This is a genomic window from Mycobacterium sp. 1245852.3, assembly GCF_001669335.1.
Classification (GTDB): Bacteria; Actinomycetota; Actinomycetes; order Mycobacteriales; family Mycobacteriaceae; genus Mycobacterium; species Mycobacterium europaeum_A.
On sequence record NZ_LZLL01000053.1, the window covers coordinates 1 to 21,610 of the forward strand.

The following is a 21,610-nucleotide window of genomic DNA, read 5'->3' on the forward strand; positions in this document are numbered from 1 at the left end:
GCCACCACCCCGGTCGCGCGGCCGGTGAACATGTCGGCGCGCGCGACGAACGACCCGGGCAGCACCGAGCCGATGGCGAAGACGTCGAGCCACGACATGTGCGGGCTCACCACCAGCACCCCGCGCAGGTTGCGAATCGGGTTGCCCGTCACGGTGATTCGCACCCCCAGGCAGCGCAGCACCGCGCGGCAATAGATGCGCTGCGCGCGGGTGCGGCCCGGCAGCGGCACCGCCAGCAGCGGCAGCCCCGGCGCCAGCAGCAGCGCCAGCGTGAGGCGAAGGGCGATCCGCAGCGTCACCCGCAGCCGTCGCGGCGTCGCCACGTCGCCCACGCCCACGCAGCCCGCATCGCACGAGGCGCGCGGCAGCCAGGAGTGTCCGGTGCCCGCCGGGGCGTTCATCGCCGGCCGCCCGCCATTTCCGATGCCGCCGACACCGACCGGAGGCGTTTGAGATATCGGGTGTCGGCGTGCGCCTTGTCCAGCAGGACGCAGAAATCGCCGACGCCGAAGTCGGGGTCGTGCGCGGGTTCGCCGCACACCTGGGCGCCCAGCCGCAGGTATCCGCGCATCAGCGCCGGAACCGACGGCCGCGCCGGCGGCGCGATGTCGTCGATCGCCGTCCCGTTGACCACCACCGGCCGGTGCGGGTACACCCGGTGTTCCGGCGGTGCCGCGTGCCGGTCGAGGATGAAGTCGCGGACGCCGCGCAGCCGGCTGCCCGGCGCCGGGCCGTCGTCTTCATCGCCGATGGGCACCGACACGCATCCGGTCACGTGGTCGTAGCCGTAGCGGTCCAGGTAGGCCAGGATGCCCGCCCACATCAACAGCACGACGCCGCCGTTGCGATGCCCATCGCGCACCACGGCGCGTCCCATCTCCACCAGGGACGGCCGCAGCGGGTCCAGGGCGCGGATGTCGAACTCGGTGGCGGTGTAGAGGCCCCCGGCCGCGATGGCGCCGGCCGGCGCCAGCATGCGGTAGCAGCCGACCAGCTCGCCGGTGTCGTCGTCGCGCACCAACAGGTGGTCGCAGAACTCGTCGAACCGGTCGAGATCCCGCCCGTCCTGGCCGGCCGCCGGCAGTGCGAAGCCGGGGGTGCTGGTGAACACGTCGTACCGGAGCCGCTGCGCCGCCTCGATCATGGCGGGGTCGGTGGACAGCAACAGGGAGTAGCGCGGTGTGGCCGCCGCGCCGGTGGGCTTTTCGCTGGGTATGAGGACTGAAGCGATGCTCATGAAGCCCAACGTGGCGTAGTCGATGAGCTAGTCGGCATCGCCGCTGTGACGTGTCGGTGCACGTGAGATGACGAAATGCCGCGGTTGAGCACCGAGTGTTGCGGGTAGAGCGTGCAAGATGACGATCCACTCGGCGATTCAGGCTCCGTCGTGAAGCACACCGCGGCCGCGGTATGAGCCCGGACACGCGCCGTTGGTGCTTCGCCGATCAGCTGGGCCCCCACTTCCTGGACCACCGCGACCAGCCGGTGTTGCTCATCGAGTCCCGCGCGGTGTTCGGGCGCCGCCGCTTTCACCGCCGCAAGGCCCACCTTGTGCTCTCCGCGCTGCGCCACCGCGCGGCCGAACTGGGCGATCAGGCGCTGTTCCTGCGGACCCGCACGTACGGCGAGGCGTTGGAGCGGGTGCGCGAGCCGATCAGCGTGTGCCAACCCACCACCTGGGCCGCCGACGGGTTCGTCCGGTCGCGGCCGGCAATCGAGGTGTTGCCCGCGCGCGGATTCTGCACCGATCGCGCGGATTTCGACGAGTGGGCCAAGCGGCAGCGGACGCTGCTGCTGGAGAACTTCTACCGCGACGCCCGGCGCCGGTTCGAGCTGTTGATGGACGGGGAACAACCGGTGGGCGGGCGGTGGAACTTCGACGCCGACAACCGAGAGCCGGCTCCGAAAGGCGCCGAGACGCTGGGCGTGCCCGCGCCGTGGCGACCCGACGAGGACGAGATCGACGAGCAGGTGCGCGCGGACCTGGACCGCTGGGAGCGCGACGGCGACGCCGCCTTCGTCGGTCGCGACGGGCCGCGCGAATTCCCCGTCACCGCAACCGAAGCGCAGACCGCGCTGGCAGTGTTTGTGCGGGATCGGTTGCCGCACTTCGGCCCTCACGAGGACGCCATGCTCTCCGGTGACCGTTGCATGGCGCACAGCCTGCTGTCGGCTCCGATGAACCTCGGGCTGCTCGACCCGCTGGACTGCGCGTACGCGGCCGAGGACGCCTACCGCGCGGGCAACGCCCCGCTGGCCAGTGTCGAGGGTTACATCCGCCAACTGATCGGGTGGCGGGACTACATCTGGCACGTCTACTGGTATTTCGGGCCCGATTACCGGCGCCACAACGCGCTCCAGGCGCACGCGGGACTGCCGGAGTGGTTCGCCGAGCTCGATGCCGACGCCGTCGAGGCCCGCTGCCTGCGCGACGTGCTGGCGCAGGTCCGCGACCACGGCTGGGCGCACCACATCCCGCGGCTGATGGTGCTGTCCAATTACGCGTTGCAGCGCGGCTGGGATCCCGCGGCGGTCACCGACTGGTTCCACCGGTGTTTCGTCGATGGCTACGACTGGGTGATGGTCGCCAATGTCGTGGGCATGTCGCAGCACGCCGACGGCGGGCTGATGGCGACGAAGCCCTACGCCGCGGGCGGCGCGTACATCAACCGCATGAGCGACTACTGCGGGCACTGCGTGTATCGCCCGGCCGAGCGGGTTGGCGAGCGCGCCTGCCCCTTCACTGCCGGCTACTGGATGTTTCTGCAGCGCAACAAGAACTATCTGGGGGGAAACACGCGCATGTCCCAACCGTTGGCAGGCCTGCGAAGGCTCACCGATCTCGATGACGTCATCGAACAGCAGCGTCGGCTTGGGCAGGCCGCGCCATGATCCTCACCGCGGATCGGCAGATCGCGGCGTCGCCGGCCGCGGTGTGGGAGCTGCTGGTCGATCTGGACGCGTGGCCCAAGTGGGGGCCGACGATCCGTGGCGCGCGGCTCGATGAGCCACACACCGAGCTGGGCCTGCACGCGACGGGCATGGTCCAGACGTCGCTGCTGGTCTCTGCGCCGTTCGAGGTGACCGAGTTCGATCCGGGCCGATCCTGGGCGTGGAAGGTGGCCGGTGTCCCGGCGACCCGGCATCGGGTGGACCCGGTGGGCGACGGCGCGCGGGTGAGCATGTCGGTGCCGTGGTGGGCGGCGCCCTACCTGACGGTGTGCTCCATCGCCGTGCGCCGCATCGACGCGATGCTGACCGGCGCCTAGCCGCGTCGACAGCCGGACCGAGAGCTGTTGTACGACTTCGGGATCCGCTAGCACGGGCGCTAGCGGATTCGGGAAGCGATCAAATGGGGTCCGAACGCAACAGCCCCCGGCACCGCGGTGCCGGGGGCTTTGCAACCGAGAAACTCAGCCCTTGCGGGTCTTGATGGCCTCGGTGAGCTGCGGAGCCACCTTGAACAGGTCGCCCACCACGCCGTAGTCGGCGATCTCGAAGATGGGCGCCTCTTCGTCCTTGTTGACCGCGATGATCGTCTTGGACGTCTGCATGCCCGCCCGGTGCTGGATGGCACCGGAGATGCCCAGCGCGATGTACAGCTGCGGCGAGACCGTCTTACCGGTCTGGCCCACCTGGAACTGGCCAGGGTAGTAGCCGGAGTCGACGGCGGCGCGCGAGGCGCCGACGGCCGCACCCAGCGAGTCGGCCAGCTCCTCGACGACGCTGAAGTTCTCCGCGCTGCCGACGCCGCGACCCCCGGAGACGACGATGGTGGCCTCGGTCAGTTCCGGACGGTCGCCGGCGACCGCGGGCTCGCGGGCGGTGACCTTGGTGGCGTTCTCGGCGGGGGCCGGCACCTCGACGGTGACCTCTTCGCCGGCGCCGGCCTGCGGCTCGGCGTCGATCGCGCCGGCGCGCACGGTGATCACCGGGGTGTCGCCGTTGGCCTGCGCCTCCACGGTGTACGCGCCACCGAAGATGGAGTAGGTCGCCTTGTTGCCTTCCTTGACGTCGACGACGTCGACCAGCAGGCCGGAGCCGATGCGGGCCGCGAGCCGGCCGGCGATCTCCTTGCCGTCGGCGTTGGCCGACAGGATCACCGCGGCGGGCGAGTTGGACTCGGCAAGCGAGGCCAGCACGTCGACCACCGGGGTGATCAGGTACTTGTCGACGTCCTCGGACTCGGCGACGTAGATCTTGGCGGCGCCGGCCTCCTTGAGACCGTCGACCAGAGGCGCGGCGGTGCCGGGCGCGCCGACCACGACGGCGGCGGGCTCACCCAGCGCGCGGGCGGCCGTGATCAGTTCGGAGGTGACCTTCTTCAGCGCACCTTCTGTGTGCTCGACGAGCACCAGTACTTCAGCCATGGGTTATTTCGCTCTTTCGTGTGTCCGGAGGTGTCTGGTGCTAGATGATCTTCTGGGCGACCAGGTACTTGGCGATGTCGTTGCCGCCCTCGCCCTCGTCGGTGACCTTCTCGCCCGCGGTCTTGGGCGGCTTGGGCGTCGACGACAGCACGGTCGACCCGGCGTTCTCCAGCCCGACCTCGTCGGGCTCGACCCCGATCTCGGCCAGGGTCAGCACCGTGACCTCTTTCTTCTTGGCGGCCATGATGCCCTTGAAGGACGGGAAGCGCGGCTCGTTGATCTTCTCGGTAACACTGACCACCGCGGGCAGCGTGGCCTCGAGGGTGAACACGCCCTCGTCGGTCTCCCGCTCGCCGGTGACCTTGTCGCCCTCGATGGAGAGCTTGCGCACGTGGGTGAGCTGGGGCAGGCCCAGGTACTCGGCGATGACGGCCGGCACCGCGCCGCCGGTGCCGTCGGTCGCCTCGTTGCCGGCGATGACCAGCTCGGTGCCCTCGATGGTGCCCAGCGCGCGCGCCAACGCCCATCCGGTCTGGACCACGTCGGAACCGTGCAGGCCGTCGTCCTTGAGGTGGACGGCCTTGTCGGCGCCCATCGACAGCGCCTTGCGGATGGCCTCGGTGGCGCGCTCGGGACCCGCGGTCAGCACGGTCACCGACCCCTCGCCGCCCTCACGCTCGCGAATCTGCAGCGCCTCTTCGACCGCGCGCTCGTTGATCTCGTCCAGCACCGCGTCGGCGGCCTCACGGTCCAAGGTGAAATCGCCGTCAGAGAGCTTGCGCTCCGACCAGGTGTCCGGGACCTGCTTGATCAGGACCACGATGTTCGTCATGAGTGTGGTTCGTCCTCCTCGAAGGGGGCTCGCAGCAATCGACTACGAAACCTCGGTACGCGTTTTCGCAACGCACGGCCGTGTTACTACCCGGTAACTTTGTGCGGTATGCATTCACACCATAGCTGGTCGCTCAGGCCATATTGCCCGGTCCTCCCCCGTCCGCTGCCCCGGACGGGATCGTCGCCGGGCGGCACGTTCTTGCAGCCCGTCCGCCGCCTCACGAGCGGGGGCTCGCGTCCCCGATTCGCGAATCCGACACTTCGCGTTAGCCTGCCTATGCAATGAGCGCACCGGTCCCTGACGTCCCGCAGCACACCCCCGGCGACACCGCGTCGGTGGGTGACGCCGTGATGACGCTCACGGGCGAGCGCACCATCCCCGGTTTGGACATCGAGAACTACTGGTTCCGCCGCCACGAGGTCGTCTACCAGCGGCTCGCCGGGCGCTGCGTGGACGCCGACGTGCTCGAGGCCGGCTGCGGCGAGGGCTACGGCGCCGATCTGATCGCCGGCGTCGCGCGCCGCGTCATCGCCGTCGATTACGACGAGGCCGCGGTGGCCCATGTCCGCAGCCGCTACCCCCGGGTGGACGTCATGCAGGCGAACCTCGCGCAGCTGCCGCTGCCCGACTCGTCGGTCGACGTTGTGGTCAACTTCCAGGTGATCGAGCATCTGTGGGACCAAACACAGTTCGTCGTGGAGTGCGCCCGGGTGCTGCGGCCGTCCGGGCTGCTGATGATGTCGACCCCCAACCGGATCACCTTCTCCCCCGGCCGTGACACCCCGATCAACCCCTTCCACACCCGGGAACTCAACGCCGCCGAGCTCACCCAGCTGCTCGTCGACGGCGGGTTCCGCGATGTCTCGATCAGCGGCCTGTTCCACGGCCCGCGGCTGCGGGAGATGGACGCCCGGCACGGCGGCTCGATCATCGACGCGCAGATCCAGCGGGCAATGGCCGCTGACCCAGGGGCTCCCTGGCCGCCCGAGCTGGCGGCCGACGTCGCCGCGGTCACCACCGCCGACTTCGACCTGATCAAGGCCGGCGAGGGTGCGCGCACCGGCCACCACATCGACGACAGCCTCGACCTGGTCGCGATCGCGGTAGCGCCGTGAGCACGGCGCAGAACCGGGTGCCCGGCCTCTTCACCCTGGTTTTGCACACCCACCTGCCCTGGCTGGCCCATCACGGCCGCTGGCCCGTCGGCGAGGAATGGTTGTACCAATCCTGGGCGGCGGCCTACCTGCCGCTGATGCGCGTGCTCGACACGTTGGCCGGCGAGGATCGCCGGGGGCTGATCACCCTCGGCGTCACTCCGGTGGTCAACGCCCAGCTCGACGACCCGTACTGCCTCGACGGCATGCACCACTGGCTGGCCAACTGGCGGCTGCGCGCCTTGGAAGCGACCGCAGTGGCCACCAGCGTGCGTAGCGCCCCCCGCTCGAAGTCGGCCGGCTACCCCTCCTGCACACCGGAAGCCTTGCGCGCCTTGGGGATTCGCGAGTCAGCCGAGGCGCAGGGCGCGCTGGACGACTTCGCCACCCGGTGGCGGCACGGCGGCAGCCCGCTGCTGCGCGGCCTGCTCGACGCCGGCACGGTAGAGCTGCTCGGCGGCCCGCTGGCCCACCCGTTCCAGCCGCTGCTGGCGCCCCGGCTGCGCGAGTTCGCGCTGCGCGAGGGTCTGGCCGACGCGCAGGCGCGCCTGGCCCGGCGCCTGGGCGGCATCTGGGCGCCCGAGTGCGCCTACGCGCCCGGCCTGGAGCACGACTACGCAGCCGCGGGCGTCACCCACTTCATGGTCGACGGCCCGTCGCTGCACGGCGACACCGCGCTGGGCCGGCCCGTCGGCGACACCGACGTGGTGGCGTTCGGGCGCGACCTGCAGGTCAGCTACCGGGTGTGGTCACCGAAGTCCGGCTATCCGGGGCACGCCGCGTACCGCGATTTCCATACCTATGACCACCTCACCGGCCTCAAGCCCGCCCGGGTGACGGGCCGCAACGTGCCCTCGCAGGACAAGGCGCCCTACGACCCCGAGCGCGCCGACCACGCGGTCGACACGCACGTCGCCGACTTCGTCGAGGTGGTCCGCAACCGGTTGCTCTCCGAGTCCGAGCGCATCGGGCGACCCGCCCATGTGATCGCCGCCTTCGACACCGAGCTGTTCGGCCACTGGTGGTACGAGGGCCCGACCTGGCTGGAGCGGGTGCTGCGGGCCTTGCCCGAGGCGGGCGTTCGGGTGGGCACGCTGTCCGACGCCCTCGCCGACGGCTTCGTCGGAAACCCGGTCGCCCTGCCGCCCAGCTCGTGGGGATCGGGCAAGGACTGGCAGGTGTGGGCGGGCGAGCAGGTCGCCGATCTGGTGGCGCTCAACGGCGAAGTGGTCGACATGGCGCTGAGCACCGTCGACAAGGCGCTGTCCCAGACGGCGTCGCTGGACGGGCCGATCCCCCGTGACCACGTCGCCGATCAGATCCTGCGGGAAACGCTGCTCACCGTCTCCAGCGACTGGCCGTTCATGGTGAGCAAGGATTCGGCCGCCGACTACGCCCGCTACCGCGCCCATCTGCACGCGCACGCCACCCGCGAGATCGCCGACGCGCTGGCGTCCGGGCGGCGCGACACCGCGCAGCGGCTGGCGCAGGGATGGAACCGCGCCGACGGGCTGTTCGGCGCCCTCGACGCCCGCAGGCTGCCCCGATGAGGCGGGCGAGGTTGGTCTTGGCGTGAAGATCCTGATGGTGTCGTGGGAATACCCGCCGGTGGTGATCGGCGGGCTAGGCCGGCACGTGCATCACCTGTCGACCGCGCTGGCCGCCGCGGGTCACGACGTCGTCGTGCTGTCCCGGCGGCCCACCGGAACCGATCCCCGCAGCCATCCCTCGTCGGATCACATCAGCGAGGGCGTCCGGGTGATCGCGGCCGCCCAGGATCCGCACGAATTCAGCTTCGGCACCGACATGATGGCCTGGACACTGGCCATGGGCCACGCCATGATCCGCGCCGGGCTACCGCTGACCGCACCGGGCACCAACCGCGCCTGGCGGCCCGACGTCGTGCACGCCCACGACTGGCTGGTAGCCCACCCGGCGATCGCGCTCGCCCAATTCTACGATGCGCCAATGGTTTCCACGATTCACGCCACCGAAGCCGGCCGGCACTCCGGCTGGGTCAGCGGTGCGATCAGCCGTCAGGTGCACGCGGTCGAGTCGTGGCTGGTGCGCGAATCCGACTCGCTGATCACGTGTTCGGCGTCGATGGCCGACGAGATCACCGAACTCTTCGGCCCCGGTCTGGCCGAGATCACGGTGATCTGCAACGGCATCGAGACGGCGCGGTGGCCCTTCGCGGAACGCCGGCCACGCACCGGGCCGGCCGAACTGCTGTACCTGGGCCGGCTGGAATACGAGAAGGGTGTGCACGACGCCATCGCCGCGCTGCCGCGGATCAGGCGCAGCCACCCCGGCACCACCCTGACCATCGCCGGCGAGGGCACGCAGCAGGCCTGGCTCGTCGAGCAGGCCCGCAAACACCGGGTGCTCAAGGCAATCCGGTTCGTCGGGCACCTCGAACACGCCGAGCTGCTGGCCGTCCTGCATCGCGCCGATGTCGCGGTGCTGCCCAGTCACTACGAGCCGTTCGGGATCGTGGCCCTCGAGGCGGCCGCGGCCGGCACTCCCCTGGTGACCTCCGACATCGGCGGGCTGGGCGAGGCGGTGATCAACGGCCAGACCGGCGTCTCGTGCCCGCCGCGCGACGTGGCCCGGCTGGCCGCGGCGGTGCGCACCGTGCTCGACGACCCGCAGGCCGCGCAGCAGCGCGCCCGCGCCGCCCGCGAACGACTCACCTCCGATTTCGACTGGCGCACGGTGGCCGACAAGACGGCGCAGGTCTATCTGTCGGCCAAGCGGCGGGTGCGCCAGCCGCACGCGCGGCTGCCCATCGTCGAACACGCGTTGCCGAACCGCTGACGGCTACCGTCGAGGGATGGGGCTGGACTATTCGAGCGTCGTCGACGCTTCGATCACCGACGTATTCGACTGGCATTCCAGGCCGGGGGCGTTCGCCCGGCTCTCGCCGCCGTGGCAGCCGATGCGCCTGGACACCGAGGCGGCCTCGCTCGCGGACGGACGCGCCACCCTGGCGCTGCCCGGCGGCCTGCGCTGGGTCGCCGTGCATCAGCCGGACGGCTACGACCCGCCGCGACGATTCGTCGACACCGTCGGCGGCGACGGTCTGACAACCCTGCCGGCGCGAATCGCCATGCGCTGGCGTCACATTCATGAATTCGAAGACCTCGGCGGCAACCGCACCAGGGTGATCGACCGGGTCGAGACGCCGGTGCCGGGGTCGCTGCTGCGGCCCATGTTCGACTACCGGCACCGGCAGCTCGCCGACGACTTGGCCGCGCACCGGTTGGCCGCCGAGAACGGGTTGCGGCCGACGACGATCGCGATCACCGGATCGTCGGGTCTGGTCGGTTCGGCGTTGACCGCCTTCCTGCGCACCGGCGGGCATCGGGTGGTCCGGCTGGTCCGGCGTGCCGCCCGCGGCGACGACGAGCGGCAATGGAATCCCGACGATCCCGACCCGCGGCTGCTCGACGGTATCGACGTGGTGATCCATCTGGCGGGAGCCTCGATCGCCGGCCGGTTCACCGAGCAACATCGCAAAGCCATCCGGGACAGCAGGATTGAGCCGACCAGGCGGCTGGCCGAACTGCTGGGTCGCGGCGAGCCCCGGCCGGGCGCCCTGATCTCGGCGTCGGCGATCGGCTACTACGGGTACGACCGCGGCGAGGAAACCCTCACCGAGGACAGCGATCGCGGCGACGGGTTTCTGGCGGATGTGGTGTCCGACTGGGAGCAGGCGACCGCCCCCGCGCAACAGGCCGGGGTGCGGGTGGTGCAGGTGCGCACCGGCATCGTGCAATCGCCCGCCGGCGGCACGCTGAAGCTGATGCGCCCGCTGTTCGGAGCCGGGCTGGGTGGCCGGCTGGGCGACGGTCGCCAATGGCTGTCCTGGATCGGCATCGACGACCTGGTGGGCGTCTATCACCGCGCGCTCTGGGACGCCACGCTGTCGGGATCGGTGAATGCCGTTGCGCCACAACCGGTCCGCAACCGCGAGTACACCGCTACGCTGGCGTCGGTGTTGCACCGACCGGCGGTCTTGCCGGTGCCGTCGCTGGGCCCGCGGCTACTGCTGGGCGAGCAGGGCGCCCGGGAACTGGCGACCGCGAGCCAGCGGGTGGCGCCGGCCAAGCTCGCCGCCGCCGGGCATCGCTTCCGCGATCCCGACCTCGACGGGGCGCTGCGTCACCTGTTGGGCCGCACCGGTTGACGACGCTCGTCACGGCACCCGCCGGACGGTGAGCGGCCCGGCGGATACATCGCGGGTGACCGCCTGGACGAACGACCGCGGATTCAATACGGGGCTGCGCGTGCCCGATTCGTTGCGGAAGCCGTCGATGACGTCGGCCAGGAGTTCGGCCGATCCCCATCGGGGGGACCAATCCAGCACCGTGCGGGCCCGCCGGGTGTCGATGAGAGGCACGGAGAACATCATGTCCAGCCACCCGCGGTCGATGGGTTGCAACCTCGTTCGCCACGACACGTCAGCCAGTACGCCCAGCACCGGCGCGGGAACGTGAATGGGCCAGGCGCGCAACGCCCGTGCGAGGTCGTCGCGGCGCACCGGCGGTTCGGCGGCAAGGTTGAACGGGCCCAGCGCGCACCGCTGCACCGCCCGCACACACGCGTCCGCGACGTCGTCCGCATGCACCATCGGAATGGTCAGGTTGCGGTCGAGCGGCAGCACGCGTAGCCACCGCACCCACCGTGGATCGACGTAGGCCGGCAGAATGTAGCGCCGCAGTCCCATCGCGGCGTCGCGTTGGCCGATGAACCCGGGCCGCATCCGGGTGATGCCGACGCCGTCGGGATTGCGGCGCTCATAGTCGTCGAGCATGCGTTCCACCGCCGATTTCGCGCGGCTGTAGGCGGACGACCTGATGCCCGCGGTCGACCACGATTCGTCGACCTTTTCCCCGTACCGTCCCGGCGCGTAGGTGCCCACCGACGACATGTGCACCAACTGCGGCACTTTGGCGTCGTGGGCGGCGCTCAGCACGGCGGAGCTCCCGTTGATGGCGACCGCGTCCAGATAGCGCGTGTTGCGGGTGGGCTGAAAACCCCACGCCAGGTGGATCACGCACTGCGCGCCGCGAAAGACGTCGAGCAACTCAGATTGCACGCCGGGTTCGGCGAGGTCGAGCTCATGCCATTGGACGGATGCATACACCCCGTCGGGCGGCGGTCGTCGACGGGTGACGCCGACGATGTCATAGTCGGCGCCGTCTTCGGCGAGCCGGCGCAGCAAGGCGGTGCCGACGTTGCCACTGGCCCCGGTGATCACGATCCGCTCGGACACCGGCTACCTCCTTCCAACGGGCGGCTACCCTTCGGCGTCTCTGCCGTCACGGCTGTGCTGATAGGCGCGGGCGCGCAGGTCGGCCAGCCACCTGGGGTGCAGGCTCAGGCCGGGTGCGGTGTTGAGGACGGGGTCGAACGACACGTCGTGGTCGCGCTCGGGATCGATCGCGGTGGTCAGGGTCATCCGGGCCAAGGGGGTGAAATCGCCTCTGCCGCAGGCCTGGTCGAGCGCCACCTCGATGTTGCTGCGCTCGAGCTTGGCCCGGACGCTGTCCAGCGAGAGCCCGCCGCCGATCTCGCTCGAGGTCCTGGCCCGCAGCCACCAGTTGTTGTCCTGATAGTGCAGCGGCATCAGCGTGGTCAGCGTTTGACCGTTCCACGACGTGGCCGGGCGCAGCGCCACCGCGCGCGACAGTACGCCCGACCCCGAGGAGACCAGCAGGATGTCCCACGGCTTGTCCGACGGCTGCGCCGCGGGCACCCGGAAGGCCAGCCCGATGAAGTCGGGCAGCGCCCCTGGCGTACCGGTCGCCTTCGACACGCGCGCAACGATCTCCGACGACGCGATCGGCAGGCCCTGGCCCGCCGGGGCGACGCGCTCGATGAAGCCCTGCGCCAGCACGCCGATCGGGTGGAAGAAGCGCTTACCCCGGATCGCGGAGCCCCACTGGAACGGCAACGCCGCGAGTTCGAAAACGTTCACCGGCGGCGGATTCCCATTCTGCGGCCGGGGAAACACCGGCGGTCAGGTGGAGCTCAGCGCGGCCCCGTCCCGGTGGGCGGCGCCGGGCTGGCCTATCGGCGGTACCCGGGTGGCCCGCACGTAGACGGTGTCGCCCTCGCGCAGGGCCAGCGCCTCGGCGTCGCCGCGGGTGATCTGCGCGGTGAACGGATCTCCGGTGACCGCGCTGGTCAACTCCACGCGAACCTCGAAGCCCAGCGCGACCACCCGGTCGACGGTGGCGGCCACCACCCCGAGGGACTCGGCCGTGCCGTCACCGCCGGCGACCGCCAATTCGGGGTTGCGGCCCACCCGGATATCGTGTGGGCGGACCAGGGCGCCGTTGAGGTCCGACACCGCGCCGAGGAACGACATCACGAAGGGATTCTCCGGCGAGTCGTACACCTCGGTCGGCGAGCCCACCTGTTCGATGCGCCCCTGGTTGAGGACGGCGATGCGGTCGGCGACGTCGAGCGCCTCGGTCTGGTCGTGGGTGACCAGCACCGTGGTCACGTGCACCTCGTCGTGCAGGCGCCGCAACCACGCCCGCAGATCCTCACGCACCTTGGCGTCCAGCGCGCCGAACGGCTCGTCGAGCAGCAGCACCTGCGGGTCGACCGCCAACGCCCGCGCCAGCGCCATGCGCTGGCGCTGACCGCCCGACAGCTGGTTGGGATAGCGGGCCTGAAAGCCGCTGAGCCCCACCACTTCCAGTAGATGATCGACCTTTTCGGTGATCTCGGCCTTGGGTCGCTTGCGGATCTTGAGCCCGTAGGCCACATTGTCGCGCACGGTCAGGTGCTTGAACGCCGCGTAGTGCTGAAACACGAACCCGATGCCGCGGCGCTGCGGCGGCACCCGGGTCACGTCGCGGCCGTCGATCGTGACGGTCCCGGCGTCCGGCTGGTCGAGCCCGGCGATGGTGCGCAGCAGGGTCGACTTGCCCGAGCCGCTCGGTCCGAGCAACGCGGTCAGCGACCCGGTCGGCACCACGAAGTTGACGTGGTCCAGCGCGACGAAGTCGCCGTAGCGCTTGTAGGCGTCGCGCACCGTGATCGCATACGCGCTCGGGTCGAGGGAGTTCTCGGACATGTCGGGTCCTTTCGGTCTCAGGCCAGGGCCTTGGCGCGTGCCCGGCGCACGAGCAGGATTGTCTTGGCGATCAGGAACGCAACGGCAACGCCCATCAGCAAGGTGGACAACGCGTAGGCGCCGTATTCCGCCCCGCGGTTGTAGCGATCGTTGACCAGCAAGGTGAGCGTTTGTGATTCACCGGCCAGGTTGGAGGACACCATGATGACCGCACCGAATTCGCCCAGGGTGCGGGCGGTGGTCAACACGATGCCGTAGGTCAGACCCCACCGGATCGACGGCAGCGTGATCCGCCAAAAGGTCTGCCACGCCGTCGAACCCAGCGTGGCCGCCGCCTGCTCCTGTTCGGTGCCCAGCTCGACCAGTACGGGTTGGACCTCGCGCACCACGAACGGCAGGGTGACGAAGATGCTCGCCAGCACGATGCCGGGGATGCCGAAGATGATCCTTAACCCGAGGTTGTTCTCGACGAAGCCCAGCGCGCCCGCCGATCCCCACAGCACGATCAGCGCGACGCCCACGATGATGGGCGAGACCGCGAATGGCAGGTCCACGATCGCCTGCAGGACACCCTTACCGCGAAATCGGTTGCGCGCCAGAAGCAATGACGTGAAAATGCCGAATATCACGTTGAGCGGCAATACGATGGCCACCACCAGCAGCGACAGATCCAGCGCCGATATCGCCGCCGGAGTGGTGATCCAATCGAAGAACTGACCCACGCCGGGCCGGAAAGTCCGCCACAGGATCACCGACACCGGCGCGATCAGCATCACCGTGATGTAGGCGGCCACCGCGTAGCGGATGAGGTAGCGCACCCAGGGCGACGACGTCATGCGGCCTTCTCCTCACGTTTGGCCGCGCGCCCCCCGACGATCCGCAAGAGGACCAGCACGCTGAATGAAATAATCAGCAGCACAATGGAAATCGCCGCCGCGCCGGTGCGGTCATCGTTTTCGATCAGGGCGCGAATCCACTGTGACGACACCTCGGTGCTGCCCGGAACCGCGCCACCGATCGTCACCACCGAGCCGAATTCACCGATGCACCGCGAGAATGCCAGGCCCGCGCCGGTCAGCAGCGCCGGGGTCAGCGACGGCAGCACGATGGAGGTGAAAACCTTCACCCCGCCGGCGCCCAGCGATGCCGCCGCCTCCTCGACGTCCCGGTCGATTTCGAGCAGCACCGGCTGCACCGCACGCACCACCAGCGGCAGGGTGACGAACGCCAGGGCCATCGCCACCCCAGGCGGCGTGTGCTGCAGGTGAATGCCGACCGGGCTGTTCTTGCCGTACAGGGCCAGCATCACCAGGCTGGTCACGATGGTCGGCAACGCAAACGGCAGGTCGATCACCGCGTCGATCAGCCCCTTGCCGACGAAGTCGTCGCGTACCAGCACCCATGCGGTCAGCAGGCCGAAGACGACGTTGAACACCGTCACCGCAACGGAAATGGTGAGCGTCACCCGGAACGACTCCACCGCGGCGTGGGAGGTGACCGCCAGCCAGAAGGCCTGCCACCCGCCCCCACCCGCCTGCCAGGCAATGGCGGCCAGCGGCAGCAACACGATCACCGAAAGCCACAGCATCGTCACGCCGACCCGCAGCGGCGTGCCGCCGGCCCGGCCGGTCACGGGTATCGGCGGCGGAGCCTGCCCCAGCGCGCTGCCCGGCTGGGCGAATTCGGGCCGGATCGCCTCCGGATAGGCGGTTTCGGCGGAAAACGATCGAGTCATCCGGTGGCCTGCTTGTAGATCGTGGTGATGCTGCCGGTGTTCTTGTCGAACAGCTGCGAGTCGGCCGCGGTCCAGCCACCGAGGTCATCGATCGTCCACAGCTTCACCGGGACGGGATAGTCGTTGCGAAACCTTGCCGCCACGGCCGGATCGACCGGCCGGAAACCGGCCTGCGCCCAGAGCTTCTGCGCCGCGGCGGTGTATTGAAAGTTCTTGAACGCCGTGGCCGCGTCCAGATGCGGGCTGGTGCTCACCACCGCGAGGGGGTTCTCGATCTTGAAAGTCTGTGCGGGAATGACGTGTTCGACGGACTTGCCTTGCCGCTCGGCCGCGATGGCCTCGTTCTCGTAGCTGATCAGCACGTCACCGCTGCCCTCGATGAAGACGTCGGTGGCTATCCGTCCCGAGCCGGGCCGCAGTTTCACGTGCTCGTGTACCAGCCTGTCGATGAACTCCGTACCCGCCCGGCTGTCGGCACCGCCGCCGCTCTTCGCCGCGTACGGGGCGAGCAGATTCCATTTGGCCGAGCCCGAACTGAGCGGGTTGGGCGTGACGACCTCGACGCCCGGGCGCAGTAGGTCGTCCCAGTCCTTGATGTTCTTGGGATTGCCCTTGCGCACCACCAGGGTGACCAGCGACCCGAACGGAATCCCCTTGGTCGCGTCCTTGTCCCAGTCGGCAGAAACCTTGCCCGCGTTGACCAATCGGGTGATGTCCGGTTCGACGGAGAAGTTCACGATGTCGGCGGGCTTGCCCTCGACGACGCCGCGCGACTGGTCGGCCGAGGCGGCATAGGAGGTGATCACCTGGACACCCTTGCCCTCCGCCGAGGCGTTGAACGCCGGAATCACCTTGCTCCATCCCGGCTCCGGGACCGAATAGGCGACCAGGGTGATCTTGGTATTGGCTTTCGTCAGTCCGCCGCCCCCGACGGCGTCGCTGGCCCCACCGCCACACGCGGCGACCACCCCGGCCACCAGGGCCAACGCGGCGCCCTGACGCCAGCCGGGTGAGCCGGCGGGGAGATCGAACATGGGTGGCCTTCCGGTGCGGGACTTCGCTTCGTCGGATCCCGTTGCTGCGGAGCGGCGCTAGGGCATCGAAAGGATGCACCACCCCCGTAGCAGCTACACGGGCTCAAGGGTCAGGGGCGACAACAGTGCACGGCCCGGGAGCAAACACCTGATGTCACGTGCATGGCGCGAAGCGTAACAGCGCGGGGGCGCCGCCGCGCGGCGGCCGCGCAAGGCGCCAGGGACGCCACCAGCGCTATGCGAGGGGCGGTTTCGGGCGGGCGAGGACCGCGGTAGCAGCGCGCGATCCCGGTGCCGGTCAGGTGCGCAGGCCCGCTGAGCCGTCCGGGGGCCGCACCACTAGCAACGTAGCGCAGGCACCCGGGCGGATGGGGCGTGCTCGCGGGCGATTGCCAGGCGGCGGGCGTCCGGCCGTGCGGGCGCGACGGCGCTCAAGCCGGACAGCAGGCGGCAGGCATGCGCGTGGCCGCCGGCGTAAAAGTCATGGTGAGGCAAACCGCGTCGCGGCGCGGCTAGATCATTCGTAGAACGGGCAGTTGTTGCTGTTGTTGTTGCGGACTGTAGGTGTGGCTGTCGATGTAGACCTGCGCCATGACCGCCTGCCACGACTCGATCTGGGGCGAGGACTTCCAGGTGCCCTCGACCAGTCCGACGATCACGGCGTTGTTGTCGTTGGTCAGCGTGTAGACCGGACCGCCGAAGTCCCGGCTGTCGAATCCCATGTCGGTGACGGCGAAACGGCCATTGCTCACCGAGCTGACCGAGCCGCATCGCTGGCCGGTCGCGCTGCGCAGCTGACACACGGGCATGCCCGGTTGCGCGCGCAGGCCAGGCGCGGACGCGAGGTGGCGCCCCGTCGGCAGCACATCGCTGGCCGTCACATTTGGGGCGATCGCGATGACTTCGTATTCCACGGGCAGCATCGAGGTGTCCGCGCCTGCGTCGGCCTCGATCTGGCGACGTCCGAGTATCACCGAACCGATCGGCTTGCGGTCACGGTCGGTCACCATCGACTTCCCGCCGTCGCACTGGCCACTGGTCACGGCGACCCGCAGCCGCGGCTCGACCAGACCCACCATGCAGACCGTGTCGCCCTGGCGGATCGCCATACCGGGGAACACCGTGGCGCCCGGGTCGGCGGCCACCTGACCCGGCGCGGCGCAGAGCATCGTCGTGAACGCGGAGGTGATCACTAGCCGGTACCACCGGCGGCCAAGCTTTTCCATTGGGGCGCATCACCCCTCACGTCCATCGGGGGGACTGTCGCATTAGCTACTTGACGCGCGTATACCCGCCGCCCATGCGGTCAAACCACCCGCGGAACCGGCCGGGAAGCGAACGGCTGCCGGCGCCGAAAAGGCCACGAAACGAATGCTTCACCTGGGCCTTTCGCGACATCGACCTCCGGGCGCTCGCCGCGGCGGTAGGCTGCCGAACAGGTTGAGTTCACAGCTGCGTCTCTAGCGGGAGCGCTGCGGCAAACGCTGTCACTCCCTTCTCACCACTCCGATAGGCGCTTTCATGGCTGCTATTCGCGCCGCAAATTCGGCGGACCCACATGACCCCGCACAGTGCCGGTACACGGCTCACTTCGACAGGGCACACCTGTTCGTCTACGCACGCAGCCTCGGCACGGTCGCTGCTGTTCCTCAACGACGAGCTCCGCAAGGCGCGCGTCTACTGCAGCGTGGTCGACGGGGCAGCGGTCCGGCCCCCGACCACACACAGCGCCGCGTCATAACGCCGACCTAACCCGTTGCACTGGTCAGGGTTTCGGTCCGTCGCCCAGCTCGTCTGCGAAGCGCCGCAATGCGTCGATGAGCGCGCGAAGCACTCGGTGCGCGGCGCTCAGGTCCGCATCGGATAGCCCGCCGAGGGCGATCCGGGTATGGCCGCTCAGCGGGCTGAAAAACGACCGCGCGGTGGCCAGACCGTATTCGTCGTTGCGCAACAACACCTTTCGGCGATCCGCCGGATGGTTGTCACGACGGATGTGACCCCCGTCGATCAGCCGGTCCACCAGGTAGGTGATCGCCGATCCCGACAACCCCATCCGGTGACTGAGGTCGCCGGAGGTCATCGGTCGCCCGCCGGTTTCCGCCGCCATGATGTGGAGCAGGGCGCGAAAGTCATTGGGCCGCATGCTATGTATCGGCGCGAACAGCCGGCCGATCTGATCGGACTCGGTTGACAGCTCCCGCAGATCGGCCGAGATCAGCGACTCCAGCTCATCGCGGCCGCAGCGCTGGGCATCAGCGTCCATAACTGTGTGCAGCATATCGCCGATCGGCCGTTATTTCAGTTCCTTAACGGTTAAGCGAGGATGCGTCGACGGGCCCGCCGCCGGCCGCCGCCCGCCCGCTCGGCTGGCGCAACCGGCTGAAGTTCATTAAATTAATGTTTAAGTTATTGAACAAGGTGGTATGTCGGTAGCGGGCGACGCGGGGCGCGTCTGGCGGTCAGCGCTGTGGTTTTGCCCGCCTCATCGGCGGGTATGACGCGTGTGTTTGGACCGCGCAGGCCTGGGCATGCCAAGCCGTCCGGGAGGGAGCGCTTGCGCACATGAGGGCTTTGTCGTTTTCGCCGGCCACGGCCTCGCCGCCGGTGGCCATCGGTTGGTGCACCGCTGACGACTTCGAAGCGTGGCGATCGAACGTGCGCCGGATGGTGCTTGGCGACGTCGCGGACTTCGTCGCCGCGCGGCGCGTCGGCGAGCTCGACGATGCGCGCATCGACGCCGCCGGCGACATCCTGGTGCAGTTCGTCTCCGGCGGTAAATGCCTGCGTTCCACCTTTGTGTACCTCGGTTGGCTATGCGGCGCGCCGCCCGACGATTCAGCGCTGCGGGCCGCGGCCAGTTTCGAATTGCTGCACGCCTTTGCACTGCTGCAAGACGACGTCATGGACGGTTCCGCGCAACGGCGCGGACGCCCCTCGGCGCACCGCCAATTCGGCCAGTGGCACCGCGAGCGCGGCCTGTCCGGCTCGTCGCGGCGATTCGGCGAATCGGCCGCCATTCTGCTCGGCGACCTGTGCCTCATCTGGGCCGAACAGATGCTGCGCGACAGCGGCGTCGAGCCGCTGCGCCTGCAGCGCGTGTGGCCCCGCTATGACGCCATGCGCACCGAGCTCGCCGTCGGGCAGTTCGCCGACCTGATCAACGACGCGCGGCAGATGCCCGGGCTGGAAGTCGTGCTCGACGTGGCACGGCGCAAGTCGGGGAACTACACCGTGCGCCGGCCGCTGGAAATCGGCGCGGCCATGGCCGGGTGCGACGATCGAACGCTGTCCCAACTGGGCCGCTACGGTGCCGCCGTCGGGGAGGCGTTCCAGCTCCGTGACGACGTGCTCGGCGTTTTCGGTTCGCCGGCCAGCACGGGCAAGCCCTGTGCGGGCGACCTGCTCGAGCGCAAGGCGACCAGCGTCGTGGTGGCCGCCCACCAGTTGGCCGATGCGCCGGTGCGGCGTGAACTTCACGAACTTGCGAATCGTGAAACCCTCGACGACACCGCGATCGACAGGTGGAAAGCGCTCATCGTCGAGACGGGGGCGGTGCGGCTGATCGAGGAGATGATCGGCGACCGCATCGCTTCCGCGTGCGAGCACCTCGGCGACCTGCCGATCGATGGGCCGGTTCGCACCGCGCTGGCCGAAATGGCAGCCGTCTGCACGGATCGCGCCGAATGACGAGCACCGACCGGGGAGCCTGTTGATCATGCGGACCATCGAAGGGCGCGGAGATCACGTGGTGGTGGTCGGCGCCGGACTGGCCGGCCTTGCCGCGGCGTTGCACCTGGCCGGCCGGGGCCGTGCGGTCACGGTGGTCGAGCGCGAGCCGTGGCCCGGCGGGCGGGCCGGTCGCCTCGACATCGACGGCTACCGCATCGACACCGGGCCGACGGTGCTCACCATGCCGGACATCATCGACGAGACGTTCGCGGCGGTCGGCGAACAACTGCGCGACCGCATCCAGCTGCTGACGGTGGACCCGGCCTATCGCGCCGTGTTCGCCGACGGCAGCGCGCTGGACGTGCACAGCGACGCGGATCGGATGGCCGACGCCGTCGCAGAGTTCGCCGGCTTCGCGCAGGCGGCGGGCTATCGGCGGCTTCGGGAGTGGCTGACACGGTTGTACCGCACCGAATTCGACGGGTTCATCGCCGCGAACTTCGACTCACCACTGTCGCTGCTCACCCCGCAGTTGGCGCGGCTGACCGCGATCGGCGGCTTCCGCAAATGGGACCGGATGGTCAAGCGGCACATCAGCGACCCGCGGCTGCAGCGGATCTTCACCTTCCAGTCGCTGTACGCCGGCGTGGCGCCGCGCGACGCCCTGGCGGTCTACGCGGTGATCGCCTACATGGACACCATCTCGGGCGTGGTGTTTCCGCGCGGCGGGGTGCGGGCGCTGCCCGACGCGCTGGCCGGGGCCGCCGCGGACGCCGGCGTCGAATTTCGTTACGGCGCAACCGTTACCGCGCTCGAGCGGGCGGGCGGTCGGGTGACCGCCGTGGTGACCGAGCAGTCCGGACGCATCGCCTGCGATGCGGTGGTGTTGACCACCGAACTGCCGCAGACCTACGCGCTGCTGGGCCGCACACCGCGTCGCGCCGTGCGGCTGCGCGCCTCACCCTCGGCCGTTGTGGCGCATCTGGGTTGCCCCGCCGTCGCATCCACGACCGCCCACCACACCATCCTGTTCGGCGAGGCGTGGGATCAGACCTTCACCGACATCGTCCGCGACGGCCGGCTCATGCGGGACCCGTCGCTTCTGGTCACCCGGCCGACGGCCGGCGACCCCACCCTGGCGCCCGAGGGGCGTGATCTGCTCTACGTGCTCGCCCCCGCCCCGAACCTGGATCGCGGGACCATCGATTGGGCAACTGCCGGCGACCGCTACGTCGAGGACATGATCGCGCGCGTCGGCGACCGGCTGCTGCCCGGGTTACCGTGCGACGCAACAGTTTTGGGCGTCGTCACGCCCGCCGACTGGGCCCGCCAGGGCATGGCGGCCGGCAGTCCGTTCGCGCTGGCCCACACGTTCGGCCAGACCGGACCGTTTCGCCCGGGCAACCTGGTGCGCGGCATCGACAACGCGGTGCTCGCCGGGTCCTCCACGGTGCCCGGCGTCGGCGTTCCGACCACGCTGATTTCCGGGCGGCTCGCCGCCGACCGCATCACCGGGGTCGCCGCGCGGTCGGCCGCGCACGTCGACATGAAAGCCGGTTCGGCATGATGCGCGGCGAGCTGACGGCGGCCGGGATCGACGACCCGTGGTTGCGCGACGGGTATCGCCGGTGCCGGGAACTCAACGCCGCGCATGGCCGCACCTTCTTTCTCGCGACCCGGTTGCTCGCGCCCGACCAGCGGCCACCCGTTCATGCGCTGT

20 protein-coding genes and 1 pseudogene are annotated in these 21,610 nt (G+C 69.6%); 9 read left to right on the top strand and 12 right to left on the bottom strand.

What is annotated here, in order from left to right:
* Together A9W96_RS02055 and A9W96_RS02060 are read right to left on the bottom strand one after the other, a co-directional pair.
* A partial coding sequence (locus tag A9W96_RS02055; RefSeq protein ID WP_369830812.1) for a lysophospholipid acyltransferase family protein occupies positions 1-401 on the bottom strand: 401 nt, incomplete at its 3' end.
* Positions 398-1,237, bottom strand: coding sequence for a GNAT family N-acetyltransferase (locus A9W96_RS02060; protein ID WP_066862135.1), 840 nt, complete (start codon positions 1,235-1,237; stop codon positions 398-400). The genes A9W96_RS02060 and A9W96_RS02055, both read right to left, overlap by 4 nt.
* Positions 1,238-1,410: 173 nt before the next feature.
* On the opposite strand from A9W96_RS02060, the gene A9W96_RS02065 reads away from it, so the two are divergent.
* Together A9W96_RS02065 and A9W96_RS02070 are read left to right on the top strand one after the other, a co-directional pair.
* Positions 1,411-2,892, top strand: a complete 1,482-nt coding sequence (locus A9W96_RS02065) for a cryptochrome/photolyase family protein (protein WP_067137672.1) — start codon at positions 1,411-1,413, stop codon at positions 2,890-2,892.
* Complete coding sequence (locus A9W96_RS02070; protein ID WP_066862140.1) at positions 2,889-3,269, top strand: SRPBCC family protein; 381 nt, start codon at positions 2,889-2,891, stop codon at positions 3,267-3,269. The genes A9W96_RS02065 and A9W96_RS02070 overlap by 4 nt, the downstream gene beginning before the upstream one ends.
* Before the next feature lie 144 nt (positions 3,270-3,413).
* Here A9W96_RS02070 and A9W96_RS02075 read toward each other — a convergent pair whose 3' ends face one another.
* Both A9W96_RS02075 and A9W96_RS02080 read right to left on the bottom strand, forming a co-directional pair.
* On the bottom strand, positions 3,414-4,370 hold the full coding sequence (locus A9W96_RS02075; RefSeq protein WP_066862143.1) for an electron transfer flavoprotein subunit alpha/FixB family protein: 957 nt from the start codon (positions 4,368-4,370) through the stop codon (positions 3,414-3,416).
* Positions 4,371-4,410: 40 nt separating this feature from the next.
* The gene (locus A9W96_RS02080; RefSeq protein ID WP_066862146.1) at positions 4,411-5,202 is read right to left on the bottom strand and encodes an electron transfer flavoprotein subunit beta/FixA family protein; all 792 of its coding nucleotides are present in this window, start codon (positions 5,200-5,202) and stop codon (positions 4,411-4,413) included.
* A gap of 284 nt (positions 5,203-5,486) precedes the next feature.
* Here A9W96_RS02080 and A9W96_RS02085 point away from each other — a divergent pair, with 284 nt between their 5' ends.
* The 4 genes from A9W96_RS02085 to A9W96_RS02100 are packed head-to-tail and all read left to right on the top strand — an operon-like array spanning position 5,487 to position 10,548.
* Positions 5,487-6,320, top strand: a complete 834-nt coding sequence (locus A9W96_RS02085) for a bifunctional 2-polyprenyl-6-hydroxyphenol methylase/3-demethylubiquinol 3-O-methyltransferase UbiG (RefSeq protein WP_066862149.1) — start codon at positions 5,487-5,489, stop codon at positions 6,318-6,320.
* Entirely contained in the window at positions 6,317-7,909 is a 1,593-nt protein-coding gene (locus A9W96_RS02090; RefSeq protein WP_067137675.1) for a glycoside hydrolase family 57 protein, read from the top strand. The genes A9W96_RS02085 and A9W96_RS02090 overlap by 4 nt, the downstream gene beginning before the upstream one ends.
* A 22-nt stretch (positions 7,910-7,931) precedes the next feature.
* Positions 7,932-9,176 carry a glycosyltransferase family 4 protein gene (locus tag A9W96_RS02095; protein ID WP_067137677.1) on the top strand — a complete coding sequence of 415 codons (1,245 nt, stop codon included), beginning with the start codon at positions 7,932-7,934 and terminating at the stop codon, positions 9,174-9,176.
* Positions 9,177-9,192: 16 nt separating this feature from the next.
* Positions 9,193-10,548, top strand: coding sequence for a TIGR01777 family oxidoreductase (locus tag A9W96_RS02100; protein WP_067137682.1), 1,356 nt, complete (start codon positions 9,193-9,195; stop codon positions 10,546-10,548).
* A 9-nt stretch (positions 10,549-10,557) separates the two neighbouring features.
* Here A9W96_RS02100 and A9W96_RS02105 read toward each other — a convergent pair whose 3' ends face one another.
* The 8 genes from A9W96_RS02105 to A9W96_RS02140 form a co-directional block, all read right to left on the bottom strand.
* On the bottom strand, positions 10,558-11,637 hold the full coding sequence (locus A9W96_RS02105) for an NAD-dependent epimerase/dehydratase family protein (protein ID WP_067137684.1): 1,080 nt from the start codon (positions 11,635-11,637) through the stop codon (positions 10,558-10,560).
* Positions 11,638-11,661: 24 nt separating this feature from the next.
* A complete protein-coding gene (locus A9W96_RS02110) occupies positions 11,662-12,342 on the bottom strand; it encodes a phosphodiesterase (RefSeq protein ID WP_067137685.1) in 681 nt (226 codons plus the stop codon).
* Positions 12,343-12,384: 42 nt separating this feature from the next.
* Entirely contained in the window at positions 12,385-13,452 is a 1,068-nt protein-coding gene (locus tag A9W96_RS02115; protein ID WP_067137687.1) for a sulfate/molybdate ABC transporter ATP-binding protein, read from the bottom strand.
* A 17-nt stretch (positions 13,453-13,469) separates the two neighbouring features.
* On the bottom strand, positions 13,470-14,288 hold the full coding sequence (gene cysW, locus A9W96_RS02120; protein ID WP_067137690.1) for a sulfate ABC transporter permease subunit CysW: 819 nt from the start codon (positions 14,286-14,288) through the stop codon (positions 13,470-13,472).
* Positions 14,285-15,187, bottom strand: coding sequence for a sulfate ABC transporter permease subunit CysT (gene cysT / locus A9W96_RS02125; RefSeq protein ID WP_067137692.1), 903 nt, complete (start codon positions 15,185-15,187; stop codon positions 14,285-14,287). The genes cysW and cysT overlap by 4 nt, the downstream gene beginning before the upstream one ends.
* Complete coding sequence (locus tag A9W96_RS02130) at positions 15,184-16,221, bottom strand: sulfate ABC transporter substrate-binding protein (protein WP_067137694.1); 1,038 nt, start codon at positions 16,219-16,221, stop codon at positions 15,184-15,186. The genes cysT and A9W96_RS02130 overlap by 4 nt, the downstream gene beginning before the upstream one ends.
* A gap of 512 nt (positions 16,222-16,733) precedes the next feature.
* Positions 16,734-17,447, bottom strand: a complete 714-nt coding sequence (locus A9W96_RS02135; protein WP_066878323.1) for a hypothetical protein — start codon at positions 17,445-17,447, stop codon at positions 16,734-16,736.
* Between the two features lie 539 nt (positions 17,448-17,986).
* Positions 17,987-18,499, bottom strand: a complete 513-nt coding sequence (locus A9W96_RS02140) for a MarR family winged helix-turn-helix transcriptional regulator (protein ID WP_067137696.1) — start codon at positions 18,497-18,499, stop codon at positions 17,987-17,989.
* Positions 18,500-18,783: 284 nt separating this feature from the next.
* On the opposite strand from A9W96_RS02140, the gene A9W96_RS02145 reads away from it, so the two are divergent.
* The 3 genes and pseudogenes from A9W96_RS02145 to A9W96_RS31145 form a co-directional block, all read left to right on the top strand.
* Positions 18,784-19,908: a polyprenyl synthetase family protein gene (locus A9W96_RS02145; protein ID WP_067137698.1), complete on the top strand. Its 1,125-nt coding sequence runs from the start codon at positions 18,784-18,786 to the stop codon at positions 19,906-19,908.
* A gap of 28 nt (positions 19,909-19,936) precedes the next feature.
* Positions 19,937-21,457: a phytoene desaturase family protein gene (gene crtI, locus A9W96_RS02150; protein WP_067137700.1), complete on the top strand. Its 1,521-nt coding sequence runs from the start codon at positions 19,937-19,939 to the stop codon at positions 21,455-21,457.
* Positions 21,454-21,610, top strand: a pseudogene (locus tag A9W96_RS31145) (phytoene/squalene synthase family protein); the annotation flags it as partial. The gene crtI and the pseudogene A9W96_RS31145, both read left to right, overlap by 4 nt.